This is a genomic window from Acinetobacter seohaensis, assembly GCF_056431365.1.
The window spans coordinates 1-19,453 of the sequence record NZ_JBWKMK010000125.1 but is presented as its reverse complement, the minus strand read 5'-3'; the positions used below and the strand labels follow the sequence as shown (position 1 = coordinate 19,453).

19 protein-coding genes, 2 tRNA genes and 1 pseudogene are annotated in these 19,453 nt (G+C 41.7%); 11 read left to right on the top strand and 11 right to left on the bottom strand.

What is annotated here, in order from left to right; all coding sequences use genetic code 11:
- On the top strand, positions 1-276 hold a 276-nt coding region (locus AC07E5_RS11285), incomplete at its 5' end, for a transposase (protein WP_498625493.1).
- Here AC07E5_RS11285 and AC07E5_RS11280 read toward each other — a convergent pair.
- Entirely contained in the window at positions 254-1,366 is a 1,113-nt protein-coding gene (locus tag AC07E5_RS11280) for a hypothetical protein (protein WP_253131917.1), read from the bottom strand. The genes AC07E5_RS11285 and AC07E5_RS11280 overlap by 23 nt on opposite strands.
- A gap of 76 nt (positions 1,367-1,442) precedes the next feature.
- On the bottom strand, positions 1,443-3,794 hold the full coding sequence (locus tag AC07E5_RS11275) for a Tex family protein (RefSeq protein WP_498625492.1): 2,352 nt from the start codon (positions 3,792-3,794) through the stop codon (positions 1,443-1,445).
- Between the two features lie 347 nt (positions 3,795-4,141).
- On the opposite strand from AC07E5_RS11275, the gene ompR reads away from it, so the two are divergent.
- The 3 genes from ompR to scpC all read left to right on the top strand — a co-directional run bounded on the left by ompR (position 4,142) and on the right by scpC (position 8,367).
- Entirely contained in the window at positions 4,142-4,906 is a 765-nt protein-coding gene (gene ompR, locus AC07E5_RS11270) for an osmolarity response regulator transcription factor OmpR (RefSeq protein ID WP_004974415.1), read from the top strand.
- Positions 4,907-5,074: 168 nt separating this feature from the next.
- Positions 5,075-6,535, top strand: a complete 1,461-nt coding sequence (locus AC07E5_RS11265) for an ATP-binding protein (protein ID WP_131260650.1) — start codon at positions 5,075-5,077, stop codon at positions 6,533-6,535.
- A gap of 308 nt (positions 6,536-6,843) precedes the next feature.
- Positions 6,844-8,367 (top strand): succinyl-CoA:acetate CoA-transferase ScpC, encoded by a 1,524-nt coding sequence (scpC, locus tag AC07E5_RS11260; RefSeq protein ID WP_004974412.1) that lies wholly within the window; start codon positions 6,844-6,846, stop codon positions 8,365-8,367.
- 105 nt (positions 8,368-8,472) lie between these two features.
- On the opposite strand, the gene AC07E5_RS11255 is transcribed toward scpC, so the two are convergent.
- From AC07E5_RS11255 to AC07E5_RS11235, 5 genes are all read right to left on the bottom strand, one after another.
- On the bottom strand, positions 8,473-8,868 hold the full coding sequence (locus AC07E5_RS11255; RefSeq protein WP_004974410.1) for a hypothetical protein: 396 nt from the start codon (positions 8,866-8,868) through the stop codon (positions 8,473-8,475).
- A gap of 98 nt (positions 8,869-8,966) precedes the next feature.
- Positions 8,967-9,701: a class I SAM-dependent methyltransferase gene (locus AC07E5_RS11250; RefSeq protein ID WP_131260652.1), complete on the bottom strand. Its 735-nt coding sequence runs from the start codon at positions 9,699-9,701 to the stop codon at positions 8,967-8,969.
- Between the two features lie 166 nt (positions 9,702-9,867).
- Positions 9,868-9,943, bottom strand: a tRNA-Phe gene (locus AC07E5_RS11245).
- A gap of 134 nt (positions 9,944-10,077) precedes the next feature.
- Positions 10,078-10,153: transfer RNA gene (locus tag AC07E5_RS11240), tRNA-Phe, on the bottom strand.
- A 525-nt stretch (positions 10,154-10,678) separates the two neighbouring features.
- Complete coding sequence (locus AC07E5_RS11235; RefSeq protein WP_096902643.1) at positions 10,679-11,056, bottom strand: GNAT family N-acetyltransferase; 378 nt, start codon at positions 11,054-11,056, stop codon at positions 10,679-10,681.
- 96 nt (positions 11,057-11,152) lie between these two features.
- Between AC07E5_RS11235 and hisB the strand changes: the two genes are divergently transcribed.
- The 6 genes from hisB (at position 11,153) to AC07E5_RS11205 (ending at position 15,729) form a co-directional block, all read left to right on the top strand.
- Positions 11,153-11,746: an imidazoleglycerol-phosphate dehydratase HisB gene (hisB, locus tag AC07E5_RS11230; protein WP_096902642.1), complete on the top strand. Its 594-nt coding sequence runs from the start codon at positions 11,153-11,155 to the stop codon at positions 11,744-11,746.
- Positions 11,746-12,363, top strand: coding sequence for an imidazole glycerol phosphate synthase subunit HisH (gene hisH / locus AC07E5_RS11225; protein ID WP_179989020.1), 618 nt, complete (start codon positions 11,746-11,748; stop codon positions 12,361-12,363). The genes hisB and hisH overlap by 1 nt, the downstream gene beginning before the upstream one ends.
- A 246-nt stretch (positions 12,364-12,609) precedes the next feature.
- Positions 12,610-13,080: a DUF805 domain-containing protein gene (locus tag AC07E5_RS11220; RefSeq protein ID WP_004974398.1), complete on the top strand. Its 471-nt coding sequence runs from the start codon at positions 12,610-12,612 to the stop codon at positions 13,078-13,080.
- Positions 13,081-13,249: 169 nt separating this feature from the next.
- On the top strand, positions 13,250-13,927 hold the full coding sequence (locus tag AC07E5_RS11215) for a 3'-5' exonuclease family protein (RefSeq protein WP_253131913.1): 678 nt from the start codon (positions 13,250-13,252) through the stop codon (positions 13,925-13,927).
- Between the two features lie 67 nt (positions 13,928-13,994).
- The gene (gene hisA / locus AC07E5_RS11210; RefSeq protein WP_004974395.1) at positions 13,995-14,726 is read left to right on the top strand and encodes a 1-(5-phosphoribosyl)-5-[(5-phosphoribosylamino)methylideneamino]imidazole-4-carboxamide isomerase; all 732 of its coding nucleotides are present in this window, start codon (positions 13,995-13,997) and stop codon (positions 14,724-14,726) included.
- A 94-nt stretch (positions 14,727-14,820) separates the two neighbouring features.
- Positions 14,821-15,729 (top strand): DMT family transporter, encoded by a 909-nt coding sequence (locus tag AC07E5_RS11205; protein WP_253131911.1) that lies wholly within the window; start codon positions 14,821-14,823, stop codon positions 15,727-15,729.
- Positions 15,730-15,784: 55 nt separating this feature from the next.
- Here AC07E5_RS11205 and AC07E5_RS11200 read toward each other — a convergent pair whose 3' ends face one another.
- From AC07E5_RS11200 to AC07E5_RS11190, 3 genes are read right to left on the bottom strand one after another with little or no spacing between them, the layout of a single operon-like run.
- A complete protein-coding gene (locus AC07E5_RS11200; protein WP_004974391.1) occupies positions 15,785-16,189 on the bottom strand; it encodes a DUF4870 family protein in 405 nt (134 codons plus the stop codon).
- A gap of 40 nt (positions 16,190-16,229) precedes the next feature.
- Positions 16,230-16,859: a DUF1294 domain-containing protein gene (locus tag AC07E5_RS11195; RefSeq protein ID WP_253131909.1), complete on the bottom strand. Its 630-nt coding sequence runs from the start codon at positions 16,857-16,859 to the stop codon at positions 16,230-16,232.
- 12 nt (positions 16,860-16,871) lie between these two features.
- The gene (locus AC07E5_RS11190; protein WP_154320233.1) at positions 16,872-17,822 is read right to left on the bottom strand and encodes a homoserine kinase; all 951 of its coding nucleotides are present in this window, start codon (positions 17,820-17,822) and stop codon (positions 16,872-16,874) included.
- A 113-nt stretch (positions 17,823-17,935) separates the two neighbouring features.
- On the opposite strand from AC07E5_RS11190, the gene hisF reads away from it, so the two are divergent.
- Positions 17,936-18,694 carry an imidazole glycerol phosphate synthase subunit HisF gene (hisF, locus tag AC07E5_RS11185; protein WP_154320232.1) on the top strand — a complete coding sequence of 253 codons (759 nt, stop codon included), beginning with the start codon at positions 17,936-17,938 and terminating at the stop codon, positions 18,692-18,694.
- A gap of 345 nt (positions 18,695-19,039) precedes the next feature.
- On the opposite strand, the pseudogene AC07E5_RS11180 reads toward hisF, so the two are convergent.
- A pseudogene (locus AC07E5_RS11180) lies at positions 19,040-19,327 on the bottom strand (transposase); the annotation flags it as partial.
- Between the last annotated feature and the right edge of the window lie 126 nt (positions 19,328-19,453).

Sequence of the window (19,453 nt, the reverse complement as noted above, 5' to 3'; positions counted from 1 at the left end):
GAAACACTTAAAGAGCAAGGCATTGATTTAATTACTTATCCAAGAAAAAATATGAGAGTGACCTTATTGCCATTTTCTGATGAATTTCATCTACGACAACGTAAAAGAATTGAAACATTGATAGGATCATTGAAAGAAAAATATCACTTAGTTACGAGTAAACATCGTTCGATTGCTGGTTTTTTAGCAGGCGTATTTTCTTCACTATGTGCGTATCAACTTTACCAAAAGAATAAGCCTAAAATTCATGTGATTAAATCTTTGGCTTATCCGTAACTGGGGTTAAGTTATCATCATTAAAAAAATCCATTATCATAGTATTCGTATTAAAGAAAAAATTTGAATCATAAACAAGACTTACACCAGTACAAGGTTTATTATCAAATAAACCGTACAATCTAAATTGATTTAAACTATTATGATTAAAAGTAAAACAACTTAAAAAAGTTTTGTTATGAGAATCATATTCAATTTTATTAAGATGAAAATACTCAAATAAAATATTTCCTTCAGATGGATCATTCATAAAATCAGTCGAGTTTAGTCGAAATTTAGTTTTATTCGCCCCTAAAAGCTCTGCAACTGTAAAATTTGTATAATGTGCAACTTTTCTTTCATAATCATTATCAAAATCAACCAAAAGATTTGTTAGCATTTCAATTACATTATTTTGAAGATCTAAAATTCTTACATTAGCTATATCCTTTAGAAAAAGAACAAAATCTAAATCCTGTCTTACTTTTACCTTATTGTTCAAATTCTCATCATAATTAAAAAGTATTGAAGTAAAATTTTCTTCATAAAACCTTTCCAAAAAAGAATAAACTTTAAAATAATCATTACTAAAATGAGTAGATATATTAAGAACTTTAACATTCAAAAAATCATCAAACATTTTTTTCAAAAAAATAGAATCAGAAAAATCTGTATCGTAAAATCCTATTAAATACAAATAATAACTTAAATTATAAAAATATATACCATCACTAAAGTCAAGTTTTTTTACTATATTAAAGAAACTATCTTCATTCATCTCTTTCTTTGTTTTAATCTCTATAAGTCTGTGAATCAGAACATTCCCCCTAAGATTCTTATAATATTTTTCTTGCAACTCACAGAATTTCAAATGATTCTCATTTTTATGGAGAGTGTTTTCATCAAATACTAAATCACTATCTTGTATATCACTGATACTTTTTTTTAAAGATTGCTTTTCATTCTTAATATCTATTAGCAACCTGTCAATTTTTACTAAAAAACTTTCAAAATCTACTCTTTTAGTATTTTCATAATTTTTTTCTAATAAACTTCTTATTTCAGTTCTATAACGATAAAAATCAACAATCACGTCAAGTTTTTTGTTCACACATTCCACCAAAAAAATAAAGAGAGCTTTTTTAGCTCTCTTTATTTTAAATTAAATAATTATGAAATTCATTAAATTACTTTGAACCTTTAATCCCTGCTTGTAACAACAAGGCACCTAAACCACCAATTTTATTCTCTTGTGGTTTAGCAGCTTGTGGCTTTTTAGCCTGTGGGCGATCCGCCTGAGGGCGCGACTGCTGCGGACGTTTCGCCTGCGGCTTACGCTCTGTACGCTGTTCTTGATCACGACGTGGTGCACGCGCTGCTTTTGCAGGTGCAGCCGAACCTTCAGGACGCATCGATAAATTCACACGGTTACGCTCTACATCAACCTGCAACACACGCACTTGAACAATTTGACCTGGTTTCACCACTTTATGCGGATCAGCCACAAATTCATTGGCCAACTCAGAAATATGCACCAAACCATCCTGATGTACGCCCACATCCACGAAAGCACCAAAGTTGGTCACGTTGGTTACAACACCTTCAAGCTGCATGCCTTCAGTCAACTGCGCCACTTCAGTAATATCTTCACGGAATTTAGCCGTACGGAATTCAGGACGTGGGTCACGACCTGGTTTTTCCAATTCAGACAAAACATCCTGAATAGTTGGTAAGCCGACTTGCTCATCCACAAATTCTTCAGCATTCACCGAACGGATAATTTCAGTATTACCAATAATATCTTTAACCGTGGTCGCTTTGGCAGCCACAATTTTTTCTACTAAACCATAAGATTCAGGGTGCACTGCAGAAGCATCCAAAGGCTCAGAACCTGCCTGAATACGTAAGAAACCTGCTGCTTGTTCAAAAGTACGATCGCCTAAACGCGGTACGTTTTTCAAAGCTTGGCGATTGTCAAAACGGCCATGTTCTTTACGGTATTCAACAATTTGCTGTGCAATGGCTTTATTCAAACCTGCGATATAACCCAAAATTGCTGAAGATGCCGTGTTGACATCGACACCGACCGAGTTCACACAGTCTTCTACCACAGCTTCTAAGGTTTTTGCTAAACCTGCCTGATTCACGTCATGTTGATACTGACCCACACCGATTGATTTTGGATCAATTTTTACCAACTCTGCCAATGGGTCTTGCAAACGACGTGCAATCGACACTGCACCACGAATCGACACATCTAGTTCTGGCAACTCTTGCGATGCCAATTCAGAAGCTGAATACACAGATGCACCCGCTTCAGATACAGACACACGTGTTAATTTCAAGTCACTGTGCGCCGCCATCATTTCTGCCACAACCGCTTCAGTTTCACGGCTTGCAGTCCCGTTACCAATCGCGATTAAATCAACATTGTGCTCACGGCATAAACGAGCAAGTTCTTCAATCGCGCCTGCTTTGTCTTCTTTAGGTGCAAATGGATAAACCGTGCTATGTGCAACCACATCGCCAGATTGGTTCACCACAGCCAGTTTGACACCTGTACGGATGCCAGGGTCTACGCCCAGCGTACAACGCGCACCTGCAGGTGCAGAGAGCAATAAATGACGCAAGTTTTCTGCAAAGACATCCATCGCTTCAGCTTCGGCAGCCAAACGCTTTTCAGTCAATAATGAATGTTCGATTTGTGGACGCACTTTGCCCAACCAGAACAATTTTGCCGTTTGCTTTAAAAAGTCCTGACGTGCTTGCGGCTGAATTTGATCTAAATTGTATTCAGTTTCAATACGTGCCAAAGGTGCACTGTCTTCACCATCAACTTTTAAACCCAAGACGTTTTCTTGGCGACCACGCAACATCGCCAATAGGCGATGTGAAGGCACTTTGTTCAGGCTTTCAGAAAAATCGAAGTAATCACGGAATTTTTTGCCCACTTCTTTTTTCTCTTCAGAAGCAACCAAGCTTTTTAATACCGCTGTTTTGGCAAAAATTTCTTTTAATTCTGTGGTTAAGGCAATATTTTGTGCCCATTCATCAATCAGAATGTGTTGTACCGCATCTAGCTGACTGTCTGCATCAGGATAGTCTGCATGACTAAAGCCTGCTAAAGCTTCGCTTGGCTCAACCTGTTCTGCAAAAATTTGCGCTGCAATTGGGCCTAAACCTGCTTCTTTAGCTTTAAACGATTTACTGGTGCGTTTTGGACGGTAAGGCGCGTAAATTTCTTCTAAAGCATTTTTGGTTTCAGCAGCGTTAACCCGTGCCAATAAATCATCAGATAATTTATCTTGTTCTTTGAGTGATTCTATTACTTTTTCGCGACGCTCATATAAATCACGTAAATACGATAAACGTGTATCGAGCTGACGTAGCTGCGTGTCATCTAAACCTTGCGTCACTTCTTTACGGTAACGTGCAATAAATGGAACGCTAGCACCTTCATCAATAAGTTTGATGGCAGCTTCTACTTGATTTGGTCGTACGGCAAGTTCTTTTGCTAACTGCTGAACTAAGTCAGTCATCGTGTGTGATCCTACAAGGATAAGTACTAAAAGCCATGATTATAAAGACCAAGACTATAAAATCCACAATTGTTTTATGAATTTTATAAATGGTGGTTTTTTGGCGATTTTTGCCAATTCGGCTAAATTTTATAAATCTAAATAAAATTCAGGCTTATGTTAGACTCAAACGGACAAATATGTCAGTTTTTCGCATGGGAATGCTGTATATATTTGGTATCTATGTCTTGATTTTATCTGCAATATTTGTTGCTTTAGAGCATAGGCAATAGATACCAATGAATCGTATACTCAAAGCCAACTCAACTTTTTGTTTACGATGACAATAAAGAATAAAGGAGCACATCATGAGTTTAGTTGTACCTGCTGAAAAAACAGATACCGTACACAGCGAAACTGACCGCGTTGAACGCATTCTCGTTGTCGATGATGATGTGCGTTTACGTACCCTGTTACAGCGTTTCTTGGAAGATAAGGGCTTTGTGGTCAAAACTGCCCACGACGCGACACAAATGGATCGTTTGTTACAGCGTGAACTGTTCTCTTTAATCGTGCTTGATTTTATGCTGCCTGTTGAAGATGGTTTAAGTATTTGCCGTCGTTTACGTCAATCTAACATCGACACGCCAATTATTATGCTGACGGCTCGCGGCAGTGACTCTGACCGTATTGCAGGACTTGAAGCAGGTGCAGATGATTATTTACCAAAACCGTTTAATCCAAATGAGCTGTTAGCGCGTATTCGTGCTGTATTGCGTCGTCAAGTGCGCGAGGTACCAGGTGCACCAAGTCAGCAAATGGAAGTGGTTGGTTTTGGCCCATGGTCACTAGATTTATCGACCCGTACTTTGACACGTGAAGGTCAGGTCGTGACCCTAACTACAGGTGAATTTGCAGTACTCAAAGCGTTGGTACAACATCCTCGTGAGCCTTTAACCCGTGACAAGTTAATGAATTTGGCGCGTGGTCGTGAATGGGGTGCGATGGAGCGTTCGATTGATGTTCAGGTTTCACGTTTACGTCGTTTAATTGAAGAAAACCCTGCCCGTGCACGTTATATTCAAACGGTTTGGGGTGTCGGTTATGTATTTGTTCCAGATGGTGCGGAATAAGTTGAAAATGATGTGAGGCTTCAGCCTCACATCTTCATGCAATGATCAACATTTATGCACACCGATCATTGTGCTAGATTTAAAGAACAGACATTCCAATAACAAGTATATTCATCATAAAATTTCACTCACTAAATTCGCTTTACAACCTCTGCCACAGGACAAGATGTGAAACTCGAACCCATCGACCCACAAGAATTTACCGACTATGTGGCGTATTCTGAAAAGAAACGTACCCGCTGGGAGCGTTTTCTGGACAAAATCAAACCACGCTCTGCAGCCATGCGCACCACGGTACTGGTGGTTTTTGTGGTGTTGTTTAGCCTGTTTATGTCGTTGTGGTTCTTTTGGCGCACCTTGTATTTACCTGAAATTCAACAACACGCCCGCTATTTAGCGGTTGAACTGGAAATTTTAAACAATCCAGATTTGCGCATTTTTCACAATGAAGCCGAAGTCGATGTCGATGCGTGGCTTAAAAATCGGGTCGGCATTGAATATGTAACCGATCCACGTGAGTTTCCTAATGTACGGGAAAAAGTCATTGCAGAGTTTTTTACCCAACAAATAGAAAAGAAACTGGCAACTGAATTAAAAATGCAGGATGTCACGGTCTATTTCCAGTTCAAACCAAGCCCGCGTATTTGGATTCAAACCCCAGAAATGAATGGCAACTGGGTACGTGAACCCCTTAAAACCTATGCCAACTACAGCCCTGAACTGGTGTTTGGCTGGCTCTTGGGTATCCCACTTTTCGCAGCCGCTATTATTTTAACTTTGGTGCGTCAGCTGAACCGCCCTTTGCGTCGTCTGCAAAATGCCGCCAATAGCTACAGTAAAACAGGCAAAGCACCTTATTTAGAAACCAATCACGGTCCGCAGGAAATTCGTGAGGTCAACCAAGCCTTTAATCACATGATTTATACCTTGGAACAGACTGAACGTGACCGTCGTATCATGTTGGCAGGTATTTCACACGACCTGCGCACGCCACTGACACGGATTCGTTTAAGTGCCGAAATGATGCCCGATGATGATTTTTTAAAAGAAGGCTTAATTTACGATGTAGAAGATATGGATGCGATTTTAAATCAATTCATTTCTTATATGCGTGATGGTTCCGATGAAGAATTACAAGAAACCGATTTAAATGTTTTGCTGCAGGAATTGATTATTCAATTTAAACCGTTGGATATTCGCTTTAACGCACAAGAATTACCTTTAATTCAGGCGCGCAGTTTATCGCTGAAACGTCTGATTGGCAACCTGATTAATAACTCGAAACGCTATGGTGCAGAGCCAATTGAGTTGTCTGCAGAAGTGCTGGATGAACACATTCGGATTAGCGTGGCAGACAACGGTACAGGCATTCCAGAAGACCAAATTGCCGATTTAATGCAGCCTTTTGTACGCGGCAATGAAGCACGTACTGTACAAGGCAGTGGCTTAGGTTTGGCAATTGTAAAACGTATTGTCGATATTCATCAGGGCGAGCTCACCATTCAAAACCGTGAACACGGTGGTCTTGAAGCCATCATTACCCTGCCGTTACAACCTGAAATCGTTGAAGAAAAAAATAATGTTGGCACGCTGGAAAAAATCAAACAAAGTTTGAGTGAACACTTCTAAACGGCTGACGCTTTTGATCTCTATCTGGCTTGCTATATACCAATTTCAGACCAACAGCAAATCGGATGGACGATCAAAGTAAAAAATTCAGATGGTGCATATCAAAATTGTATAAAAATATATCAAACAAATTGTAATATTTACCTTTTGATATATAAATAAACGATTAAATTCAATTATTTATGTATTATTTTATATTTTTATACCACCATTTAGGCAAAAAATTAGACCTTAGCCTAACACCTATGCAAAATACCTTTTTTGATCGGTACAATCGGTATCAGTCTAGTATTTTACGAGAGTTCGCCATGTCTTTAGATCGCATCCGTTTAGCCTCCCTCCACGACAAAGTAATCAGCGCAGAACAAGCTGCTGAATTCGTTCAAGATGGTATGACCGTAGGTATGAGTGGCTTTACTCGTGCGGGTGAAGCAAAAGCTGTTCCACTTGCATTGGTGGCACGCGCTAAAACCAACCCTTTAAAAATTGACTTAATTACTGGCGCAAGTCTTGGTAATGATTTAGACAAGCAATTGACTGAAGCAGGTGTTTTGGCTCGTCGTATGCCGTTCCAAGTAGACAACACCTTGCGTAAAGCAATTAACCAAGGTCAAGTTATGTTCATTGACCAACACTTGTCTGAAACTGTTGAGCAAATGCGTAACAACACGCTAAAACGCCCAGACATCGCGATTGTTGAAGCAGTTGCAATTACTGAAGACAGCTTAATTATTCCAACAACTTCTGTAGGTAACTCTGCAAGCTTTGTTGAATATGCAGATAAAGTCATTATCGAAATCAACACCACTGTAAGCACAGAATTTGAAGGCCTACACGACATTTATATTCCTGAAGCACGTCCAACACGTGGTCCAGTGCCATTAACTCACGTTGAACAACGTATTGGAACCAAAGGTATTCAGTTAGACCCTGCAAAAGTTGTGGGTATTGTATTTAACGATACCTTGCTTGACTCTCCATCTAACGTGACCGATCCAGATGACGAAACTCAAGCAATTGCAGATCACTTGATCGCATTCTTTGAAAACGAAGTAGCTCAAGGTCGTTTACCGAAAAACTTGGCACCTTTACAAGCAGGTATCGGTTCAATTGCAAACGCAGTATTAACAGGCTTCAAACACTCTAACTTTGAAGACTTGGTGATGTACTCAGAAGTACTCCAAGACTGTACGTTTGAATTGATTGATGCAGGCAAAATGAAGTTCGCTTCTGGCTGTTCAATGACTTTGTCTGAAAAATGTGGCGATCGCGTATTTGGTAATCTTGCACACTACAAAGACAAATTCATTTTACGTCCACAAGAAATCTCTAACTTCCCTGAGTTAGTACGTCGTTTAGGCATCATTGGCATTAACACTGCACTTGAGTTTGATATTTACGGTAACGTGAACTCAACCCACGTATGCGGTACCAAAATGATGAACGGTATTGGTGGTTCAGGTGACTTCGCGCGTAACGCACACTTGGCGATTTTCGTGACTAAATCAATTGCGAAAGGCGGTGACATTTCATCTATCGTTCCAATGGCTGCGCACGTAGACCACAACGAACACGACGTTGACATTTTGGTTACTGAGCAAGGTTTAGCAGATTTACGCGGTCTTGCACCACGTGAACGCGCTCGTGCGATTATCGACAACTGTGTACACCCAATGTACCGCAATGCATTGAATGATTACTTTGAGCGTGCATGTGCAAAAGGTGGTCACACTCCTCACCTACTTCGTGAAGCATTATCTTGGCATGCAAACTTCGAAGAACACGGTCACATGTTGACTCCTGCACAACAAGAATCTGCGCAACCAGCATAATTCGCGTGCAATAAAAAACGCCCTGATTTTTCAGGGCGTTTTTTTATGTCTTAAGTTTTTATGTCTTAGATTGTCACAAGGTCATTTGCGACAACGCACTCCATTTTACTCAAATGCCAAAGCTTTAAATTCATCTATAAAATGCTGCCCTAACTGGCGTAAACCATCTACACTGAGTGTGGTTTCAATCACACCCAAAGACACCACATCACGTTGAATTTGCAGCACAGTTTGACCTTGCGGGTTGATATAAAAACGAGAACCCAAAGTTGCAAATTTGCTTGCTAAGTCTAGGTTTTGTTCAGCTCGAACTTGATTCACCACATCTTGCGCGGTAAAACGGTATTGATCATGCAGCAAATTTAAGCTGTTGGATTGCCCATATTCTGCACTTAATGCACAATCATCCAAGACCTGTAAAGGCTGATCAAGATTGGCAAAAGCAGTCGCAGGGAGACTCAGCGCAAGACTGAATAAAATAGGGAGAGAAAATTTTAACATTGGACACCTCGCACATAGGTAAATTACACCTGTGGAGAAACATCCTTTTTTCACCAACTTATATTTTAAGTTCAAAAATCACTCAATACATTGACTTTTTATACCAAGCGACCTAAACGCAGCAAAACTGGAAACTGAATTTCCAAGCCCTGAGCAGGTTGCTGCTGCAACAATTGTTGTAATTCAAGCAAGGGCGTATCAGTATGTTGCTTTAAATAATGCTGCAGTCCCGACCAAGTGTTTAAATAATTCAGCAATTGTGCTGCCGACCAACGATATTTCAGGCAAAGTTCGGGTGTCACGATTTCTTGAAATGGGAAAGGAATCGTGCGATATAAGTCATCAATATAACGACGTTCAGCATCCCAACAACCTTTTAAGGTCTGAAAATACAAGCGTTGAATTGCGGTATTCACCTCAGGATCTACAGCTTGAATCAGACCGTAGCCCACCGCAGCAAATATTCCACTCGGTTTTAGCACCCGATGCACTTCGGCATAAAAGGCATCAAACTTGAACCAGTGAATCGCTTGTGCAACGGTAATTAAATCCACACTCGCATCTGCCAATCCGCTGTCTTGCGCCAAACAAGCGCGATAACGCACATTTTCCCACTGTGGTGCTTGATCCAGCTGTGCCTGACTTAAATCCGTGGCTAAAATCTGCTGAAAATGTGGCGTTAATAACTGGGTAAACTGCCCTGAACCTGCACCGCAGTCCCATGTCAAACCGCGCTCTGGCACATGTTGTAAAATCGTATCGACAATCGCGGTTGAATACTGCGGACGTGCCTGACGATATAAATCGCTGCCCTGCGAAAACAAATCTTTCATGCTGCATTCCCTGACCATGATCGCTTGATTTTAATTCAGCTTGTTTAATACGTATTGTGGACTTTAGATGAAGATGCAAAGCGGGTTTGAATACAAGATTTTATTTTAGACATAAAAAATTTTGCGCATAAAAAAGCCCCAAACATTGTTTGAGGCTTTTTGAATATGGTGGCGAGACCCAGGATCGAACTGGGGACACACGGATTTTCAATCCGTTGCTCTACCGACTGAGCTATCACGCCAATGCCGTGTATTAAGCCGTATCTCGGCTGAATAGTCAATAAAAATCATCACTTTTTTATTTGATCGCATAAATTTTATGCAAAAAAAATCCCTGATGGGATCAGGGATTGAAAACGTTTAACCGTTTTGAATATGGTGGCGAGACCCAGGATCGAACTGGGGACACACGGATTTTCAATCCGTTGCTCTACCGACTGAGCTATCACGCCAATGACGCGTATTAAACAGTTTCAGCTGTAAATCGTCAATAGTCTTTTTCGCTTTTCAGTGCAAATGTTTACTTTTACAGCAACCTCATTCTATTTCTGCTGAAATATCACCCAAAAATTTAAAAATGAGTTCTTTTCCAATTAAATTTTGACAAACTTCCGATACGCGAATGTGGGGCACGGATGCCCCACGTTACCCATCACGACAAGGATGTCGTGTATGGGTAACAAAAGACTTTTGCCTACTTTGGGTCTTGCCAAAGTAGGAAGATGCCTACGCAAAGCTATTTAAACCTTAGCTAAAAATTGTGGCTGTGCAAGCACAAAAAACAATATAGGATTTAGATAAACTTCTTTCACAAATCCGATTAAAACCATACTTCAATCCCCCATCATCCTCTTACGGAAGATATCCCTCATCCCTGAGCCATATATGGCGCAAGAGAAGGGATTTTCGATACTAATTTAATTTTGACCTATACGGATAAACTGAAAAGACAGACACAACGTCAGCTTTTTAAAAACTCACAACTTACCCAAATGCGCCAAACAACGATGAATCGCACCACAACCCGGCTGAAAGTGCTGCACACCTTTGGCTTCTTCCATACGGCACACCTCACTCACCAAACGATCTGCCACACCTCGACCACGGTTTGCAGGATGCACCACAATATATTCAAGCGTACGATGATCATCTTGCCCTGTGCACCAAATCGCACCAATCACTTTAGTATTAAATTCTGCCGTGTAAAGTAGGGTATACTGAGCCAAGTTCTGCTCAAGTTGGCTTACCGCATCTTGCCCATCGCCAAATTCAGGGCTGGTATCATACAGTCGCTCAAGCTGGCTGCGCACTTCGGTATTTTCCAGTGAAGTATAGGCATGTACGGTAATAGGCATTGATTAACCCTCCTGAGCAATCTAATATGCTGAGACTTCGTCACAGCGAAAACATTTTACATCAATCATTTTTGACGTTTTTTGAGGAACGTGTCTATGACCCAACGTATCAGTGAAGTGGTGAGAAATACCAACGAAACTAAAATTCGAGTTCGTGTGAATCTGGACGGTACGGGTCAAGGCACACTCAACACTGGAGTTCCATTTTTAGACCATATGATTGATCAAATCAAGCGACACGGTTTGTTTGATATTGATATTCATTGTGATGGCGACTTGGAAATTGATGATCACCACACTGTAGAAGACTGTGGTATCACGCTTGGACAAGCTTTTGCTCAAGCTTTGGGCGATAAAAAAGGTTTACGACGCTACGGTCACTTTTACGCACCACTTGATGAATCTTTAAGCCGTGTGATTGTCGATTTATCGGGTCGTCCGGGTTTATTTATGGATATTCCATTTACCCGCGCACGTATTGGTACTTTTGATGTGGATTTATTCTCAGAATTCTTCCAAGGCTTTGTCAACCATGCATTAATGACACTGCACATCGACAACCTCAAAGGTAAAAACAGCCACCACCAAATTGAAAGCGTATTTAAAGCATTTGCACGTGCTTTACGCATGGCATGTGAAGTCGATCCGCGTGCTGAAAATACAGTGGCATCAACCAAAGGAACACTCTAATGACCCGAATTGCCCTTCTTGACTATGGCATGGGAAATTTACACTCTGCAGCGAAAGCTTTAGAGCATGTGGGTGCAACGGTAGATGTGACCAATGACCCAAAACTGATTGCACAAGCCGATAAAATTGTGTTTCCAGGTGTGGGTGCTATGCGTGATTGTATGCAAGGCATGCATGAAGCTGGCATTGATGACGTGGTACGCAACGCGGTCTTTAATAAACCTGTACTTGCAATTTGTGTAGGCATGCAGGCGCTGATGCAACATTCCGAAGAAAATGGCGGAGCAGATGCACTGGGCATTTTTGCAGGTACAGTCAAACGCTTTCCTGAAGTAGCAGGTTTAAAAGTGCCACACATGGGTTGGAATCAGGTACATCAACGTGACCCGAACCACCCTATGTGGAACAACATTGAACAAGATGCACGTTTTTACTTCGTGCATAGTTTTTATGTCGAACCACAAGATGAAAAAATCGTGGCTGCGACCTGTGATTACGGTTTAACGTTCTGTACGGCTCTGCATCAAGACAACTTATTTGCGACACAGTTCCATCCAGAAAAAAGTCACACTGTGGGTTTACAGTTACTAAAAAACTTTGTGGAATGGAGCATCTAACCTTCAAGATGATCCTCCCTTTAAAGCTGAGTTAATCTCGGCTTTATTTATGCGTGAATGTTTTTCACTGTTATTGCACACTGATTTGTGTTTAAAATTAAAGCGTTTTATACCTTTTTATTCAAAATAAACTGAGGGGCTGTCGATAATTGGTCTATGTTTGCGATGTGAGAGAAATATCTCACAAGATTTTTCGCAAATATATGCTGTGCGACAGAAAATTCAAAAAATCTAGGAATTACAACAATGAGTCAATATGTAGAAGATTCTGCACTCAGTGCAGCGGGGCGTTTTGGTCGATTATCATTTTTAGCGTGGAACTGTTTGCTCAGCTTGGGGCTTGCAGTACTGATTGCAATTATTGCCGTTGTTGCACCCAATTTATTGCTAGAGCTCGGCTCTGGCTCTATGGGCATCGGCATGATCTTGCTCGTGATCATTTATATCGTTGCGTTCTATTTTAGCTTTATTTTCACCATCCGCCGCTTGCATGACCGCAATCATACTGGCTGGTTATCTTTGCTGATTTTGGTGCCTTTGGTGAATATTATTATGGGTTTATATTTGGTATTTGCACCTGGCGATGATCGTCAAAATAGCTATGGTGCGGTACGTGAAACTGCAGGTTGGGAAAAAGTACTGGCTTGGATTTTTATTGTGCTGATGATTTTGGCGATTATTGGCAGCTTCTTGTCAGGTATATTCAGCAACGTCTAAGCAAAAATATTCCACTTGGTTGATATTTCGAAATAGCCCATCTATTGGGCTATTTTTTCAGGATATTCGCTGCAATCTTTGTCCTGCACAGCATTTTCAATCTTTTAAACTTTGCCAAATTCCGCAAAACGCTTTAGGCTAAAACCGCTTCTTTACCGCTTTGAATGTTATGGATCTCACTCGTCTGCGTACCCTGCCTAGCCCTGATGAAATTCGGCAATTGCCACTGTTTGAAAATATTGCGCGTCAAAATATTGTACTGATTCAAAATCTAGAGCAATGTCTAGCAATTGAAGCTGAACTGAAAACCGCAGCTGTCTTGGGTTTCGATTCTGAATCTAAACCCACGTTTAATGTAGGCGAAGTTTCTACAGGCCCGCATTTAATTCAGCTCGCAACCTTAGAAAAAGCCTATCTATTTCAGCTCAATGATGACATTTGGCAATTTTTGCAGCCAGTTTTTGCCAATCGCGATCAAATTAAAGTAGGTTTTGGGCTGAAAAATGATGCCCATTTATTTCGTAAAAAAGGTATACAACTGAATAGCGTGATTGAACTATCCAAATGTTTTGGCAGTTTTGGTTTTAAAAGTCCGCTTGGGCTTAAAAATGCCATGGCATTATTATTTCACGTTCATTTCCCTAAAAGCCGAAGTATCAGCACCTCAAACTGGGCATGCAAACAGCTCAGTAAAGCACAAATTGCCTATGCTGCCGCCGATGCCTACGCACCTGTGTTGATATTTGAAGAATTGGGGCGTTTGGGTCTATTGCCCGAGCATATCCCAAACAGTTCACTCAAATTGCGGATTCGTCCCTCTAAAACAAAACCTACAACAGATGCTTAGAGATTTAACAATACTTTGTTAAGATGCACAGATTGAATTCAATAAGTTTTTGGCAAGGAGCGAAAGCATGCTGATCATCCCTGCAATTGACCTGAAAGATGGCAAGTGTGTTCGTTTAAAACAAGGTCGTATGGAAGATGATACTGTATTTTCTGACGATCCAGTGGCAACAGCACAACACTGGGTAAATGAAGGCGCGCGTCGCTTGCATTTAGTCGATTTAAACGGCGCTTTCGCAGGTACGCCAATTCATAAACCTGTGGTTGAAGCGATTGCAAAATCACAACCGGATCTTCCAATTCAAATTGGTGGCGGTATTCGTTCACTCGAAACCATCGAACACTATTTGGATGCAGGCGTATCGTTCGTGATTATTGGTACCAAAGCCGTACAAGAGCCTACTTTTGTAGAAGAAGCCTGCAAGAAATTTGCAGGACACATCATTGTCGGCATTGACGCCATGAATGGCATGGTGGCTACTGATGGTTGGGCCAACGTCACAGACGTGAAGGCAACAGATTTAGCTAAGCGTTTTGCCGATGCAGGTGTATCTAGCATTGTTTATACCGATATTGCCCGTGATGGCATGATGCAAGGTGTGAACGTAGAACAAACCGTAAACTTGGCGCAATATTCAGGCTTACCCGTGATTGCTTCTGGCGGTGTGACCAATTTAGATGACGTACGCAACCTAAAAGGTCAGCCTGGCATTTTAGGTGCGATTACAGGTCGTGCAATTTACGAAGGCACGTTAAGCCTGCGTGAGGCACAGTTGCTTTTAGATGAGCAATCTTTGTAATTCTGCCGCGTATTTTTAAAGAGGTCTGCGGACCTCTTTTTTATTTTGATTTTATTTTACTCATTTTGAGTTTTCTTCATCTCCCACTGGTTCTATGTCTCAGCTTTCACCAATGCTTCGCAGCAAAGCGCCGCAACTGGCGCTCATTTTGATTACCTTAATTTGGGGTGCAACCTTCATTACCGTGCAATACGGTTTGAACTTCAGCAGTCCCGTACTGTTTGTAGGCTTACGTTTTGCCGCAGCCACGTTGGCCGTGGGGCTGATTTCATGGCGAAGCTTACGTGGTTTTAGCCTCGATGAACTCTATGCAGGCTTTGCCATAGGCGCAGTCATTGCGCTAGGTTATGTCACTCAAACCATTGGCTTACAAAGTATCAGCAGTAGCGAATCGGCCTTTTTAACGGCGCTGTATGTCCCGCTTGTACCGCTATTGCTGTGGTTATGCTTTGATCAACGTCCGCATGTCATGACTTGGTTGGGTGCTATTTTGGCATTTGTCGGCTTGGTCTTTTTAACAGGCAATGGCTTAGGCGCAATTCAGTTAAGTTTTGGACAAGCCATTACTTTAATCGGTTCAATTGCGATTGCCTTTGAAATTATTTTAATTGGCTATTTTGCCAATCGGGTCAATTTAAAGCGCGTTACCCTCATCCAACTGGGTTGTGCATCGTTATTGTGTTTTGCGATTGCACCATGGGTTGGAGAAACTCAATTGCCCGAATTTCAGTGGTCACTCCTTGCTGTTTTGTTCGGCTTAGGCATTGCCAGTGCCGTGATTCAATTGGTGATGAACTGGGCGCAACGACAAGTAGACCCTGCGCAAGCTGCTATTATTTATGCAGGTGAGCCTGTTTGGGCCGCATTGATTGGACGTTTGGCAGGCGAGCGCTTGGCAGTTCTGGCGTTGTTCGGTGGACTACTGGTGGTTTTAGGCGTGCTGGTCAGCGAATGGCGACCAAAATTTTTAAAACGAAACACATCATCCCAAAAAGTTGAATGAACAGCATCTCGGCAAGATCGCTCAAAACATCTTAAAAAGACGAACGAACGTGAATTTAATGATACATCGGTAAATTATCATTCACGCGAATTAAACCGCGTATAGCACGGTAAACAATCCATAACCACGAAATAGCAACCACTGCGATACAGAAAAGTGTCGCAGCCAAAGTCATACTGGCAAAGCTTTGCGCATCTGGACTAAAGAACACCAAAAAGAACGGCACAAAGGCCACAATATTCCAAAACAGATACCACCAGAAGCTGCGAATTTGCCAAGTAAAATGACTGGCAAAAATTGAACCTTGTACATCACTACGTTTTAAATAGTTGATGATTAAGGCAATCACGGCCAATATCCCCGCAGAAAAAATCGCCACGATATACAGCACATATAAAATCATGGTCAATGAACGATGTGGGTCTTGATCTACTGAATATGAATGCTCTGCGTCTGACATAATGCACCTGACAAGCCTGTTACTGGAACAATATTCCCAATTAGATGTTAAGCTGATTCAACGGAGAAATCATCCATAAAATCAGCAAGATATTTAAGCCTATCGTACAAAAATAAATCTTACCAAAGGGTTGTTTTTGTGTTTTATGGCGTAATTTTTGTTGTGCTAACCATGCTGCAGGCCAACCCCCTAAAAAAGCCACAATATGCAAGTTATTTTCAGGAATACGACGTCCACCCTGCTGTGCAGCTTCTTTATCTTGTGCATACAGCCAATAACTCAGCGCATTCATCAAACTGATGAATAATAACAACATGCCGCTGAGCAATCCCAACAGCGTCAGCAAAGCCAAAGCAACAATATAAGCCACACATAATATTTGCATCGGCTGCATTTTTTGCGTGATGTTGGATGTTTTCGCACTCACAGCAGATGCCTTTGCTACTTTGGTCTGCGAAGCTTTTAAATACACCGCTTGCTGTGCTCGGTAACGTCCGCGCTCATCCACAGTTACGGTATATTCCAAGGCACAGCCCACAATTGGACGTGGCCCTTGTCGGGCGAAGTCCTTAATGTGTAAAAACACGCGATCTTTTTGGTGGTCATTCGGCTGAATAAACCCATAACCCTGCTCATCAAACCATTCGACTAAACGCCCTTGATCACGCATGTTCTATATCCCTCAAGCTGTCACAAACTTTAAGCGTTCAATCAGCATATTCCGCATTTCATCTGGATTTTTCTGCAAAATATCTGCGCCTGTCCGCCCTTCTGCCGCATTTTTAGCAGCCACCTGCAAACGCATTAACCAAAAACGTCCTGCCGCCATTGCCAAATACAGTTCCAAACAGGCTTTTTCGTCTTGGGTTAAAGGACGCACCGTTTCGTAGGCATTTAAAAATGCAATCGCCTTGCTTTCATTTAAGCTCAGCTCAGGAAAATCGGTACAAAAATCATTCAGCGTAATCGCAATATCAAACAGCAATTCATCTTGATTTAATTCATAAAAATCTAAAATGCCTTGCAACTGATCATCTGCAAACAAGGTATTGTCACGGAATAAATCCGAGTGAATAAAACCTTTGGGACGCTGCGGATAGACTGCGGTTAAAGCTTCATACAAGCCCAAAAGTTTGGACAGTAAGGCTTGATCGGCCACATGCATGCTTGGTTTTAATTGGCGTGCGACCCCTGCCCAATAAGCATGATCACGTACATGATCGCGCTGCAAAGGAAAATTTTGTAAGGCCACATGCATTTTGGCTTGTGCAATCGCAATCGCTTCCACTTGCGCCACTGTTGCCAGTGTCGGATGCTGCCCAATTAAACGCGGTGCAATTTGTGCAGGTTTTTCTTTTAATTGGTGAATGGCTTGTCCCGAATAGGATAAAGGCACTGCCACAGGCAAACCCGCTTGCCCCAAATGCTGCAATACAGGAATTAATTCACCTGCCGCTTGCTGATCTAATTCTTCAAAAATGGTCAGCACGTACTCGTTTTGATTGTCGCAGCGCAAAAAATAATTGGTATTTTGAATCCCCCCTTGAATGGGAATCAGCTCGACCACCTCCAATCCATAAGGCGCTGCAAAGACCTGAACTTCCTTTAAAGTCAAAGGAGTATAAACCGACATAGAAAACCTGCGAAAAACCTGAGCTAAGTTTGATAGAATACCCGCTCCATCTGCCAAGGTGTAGCGCTTGTGTGGGTGAGTTTCATAATCGGCTGTAATAATTGGAAAAATTTATGCTAGCGAAACGTATTATTCCTTGCCTAGACGTAGATAATGGTCGCGTGGTCAAGGGCGTGCAATTCCTTGATATTCGTGATGCGGGCGACCCTGTCGAAGTGGCGCGTCGTTATAATGAACAAGGTGCCGATGAAATCACCTTTTTAGACATTACCGCTACCCATCATGGTCGTGATACGACTTATCGTACCGTAGAACGTATGGCAGAAACCGTGTTCGTGCCCCTCACCGTTGGTGGTGGCGTGCGCAAGGTTGAAGACATTCGCCTATTATTGAACGCAGGTGCAGATAAAGTCAGCATTAACTCTGCAGCCGTCTTTAACCCTGAATTTGTGCAAGAAGCCTCACAGCGTTTTGGCGCGCAATGTATTGTAGTTGCCATTGATGCGAAAAAAACGGGTGATAACAAATGGGAAATTTTCACCCACGGTGGTCGTAAACCAACAGGTATTGATGCCATTGAATGGGCAGTGAAAATGGCAGACTACGGCGCAGGTGAGCTATTGGTCACCTCAATGGATGCCGATGGCACCAAAGCAGGCTATGACTTGGCGCTCATGCGTGCCATCAATGACCGTGTAATGGTACCTACCATTGCTTCTGGCGGTGTAGGTAATTTACAACACTTGGCCGATGGGATTCTAAAAGGCGGTGCCGATGCGGTACTGGCAGCCTCAATTTTCCACTTTGGTCAGCATACCATTCCTGAAGCCAAACAATATTTGGCAGCACAAGGCATTGAAATGCGTTTGTAATTTCTAAAACAAAACTGTTTTGGACTTTAGTTTTTGAGCTTTAAAAGTGTAATCTTCGGGTTACACTTTTTTATTTAGCCCAAAATACAGGCAGAAAAAAAGGAGTCCGAATGCCACTACTGTCCCATATTTCGCTTTAAGAACCCCTTGTGTTCCATAGATACCCGTCAATATTGAGCTGACGTTTTCCTTATCTGGATGAGTCAAAGTTCAGGACTCAAAAAGCCAGCATGAAATTCAGTAAAGGATTGAATCACAGTCATCATACTCATAAGCTTATTGCAGTTGAAAATGGTGAAGAAAATGACAGGGTACAAGGCTGTAAATTCCAGTTTCCCTCTGGGAGCCTTTGATATAAAGGGATAGAATCTGGCTATCCATTCGCGTGATAGCCTTGCGAAGTCGTGCTTCTCTTTCTTTTTAAACAGCTGTGACTGAAGTGTGTCATCACGATCTCCTGGTGTCGTGATCTGAATCTCACCATCATCCGTAAGGTCTTACTTGAATGACCATTGCGAGCATTAGAACCGCGCTTACGAGCTTTCTTTCATGTCCGAGGTGTAGGGTAAGTCCGGCATTGAGAGCCGCTAAAATAGTCAGTTTAGTCAACAATCGGCTGAATGGATTTAGATCATCGTAAGCGTCCGCTGAACCCCATGCCTATTTTTTAATTTGAGTTGGATTTCCAGCGGTGTGGTAGCAATTCTTCAATCTGAGTCACTTTATGTGTCGGCAACCTTTTCAGCACATCACTTAAAT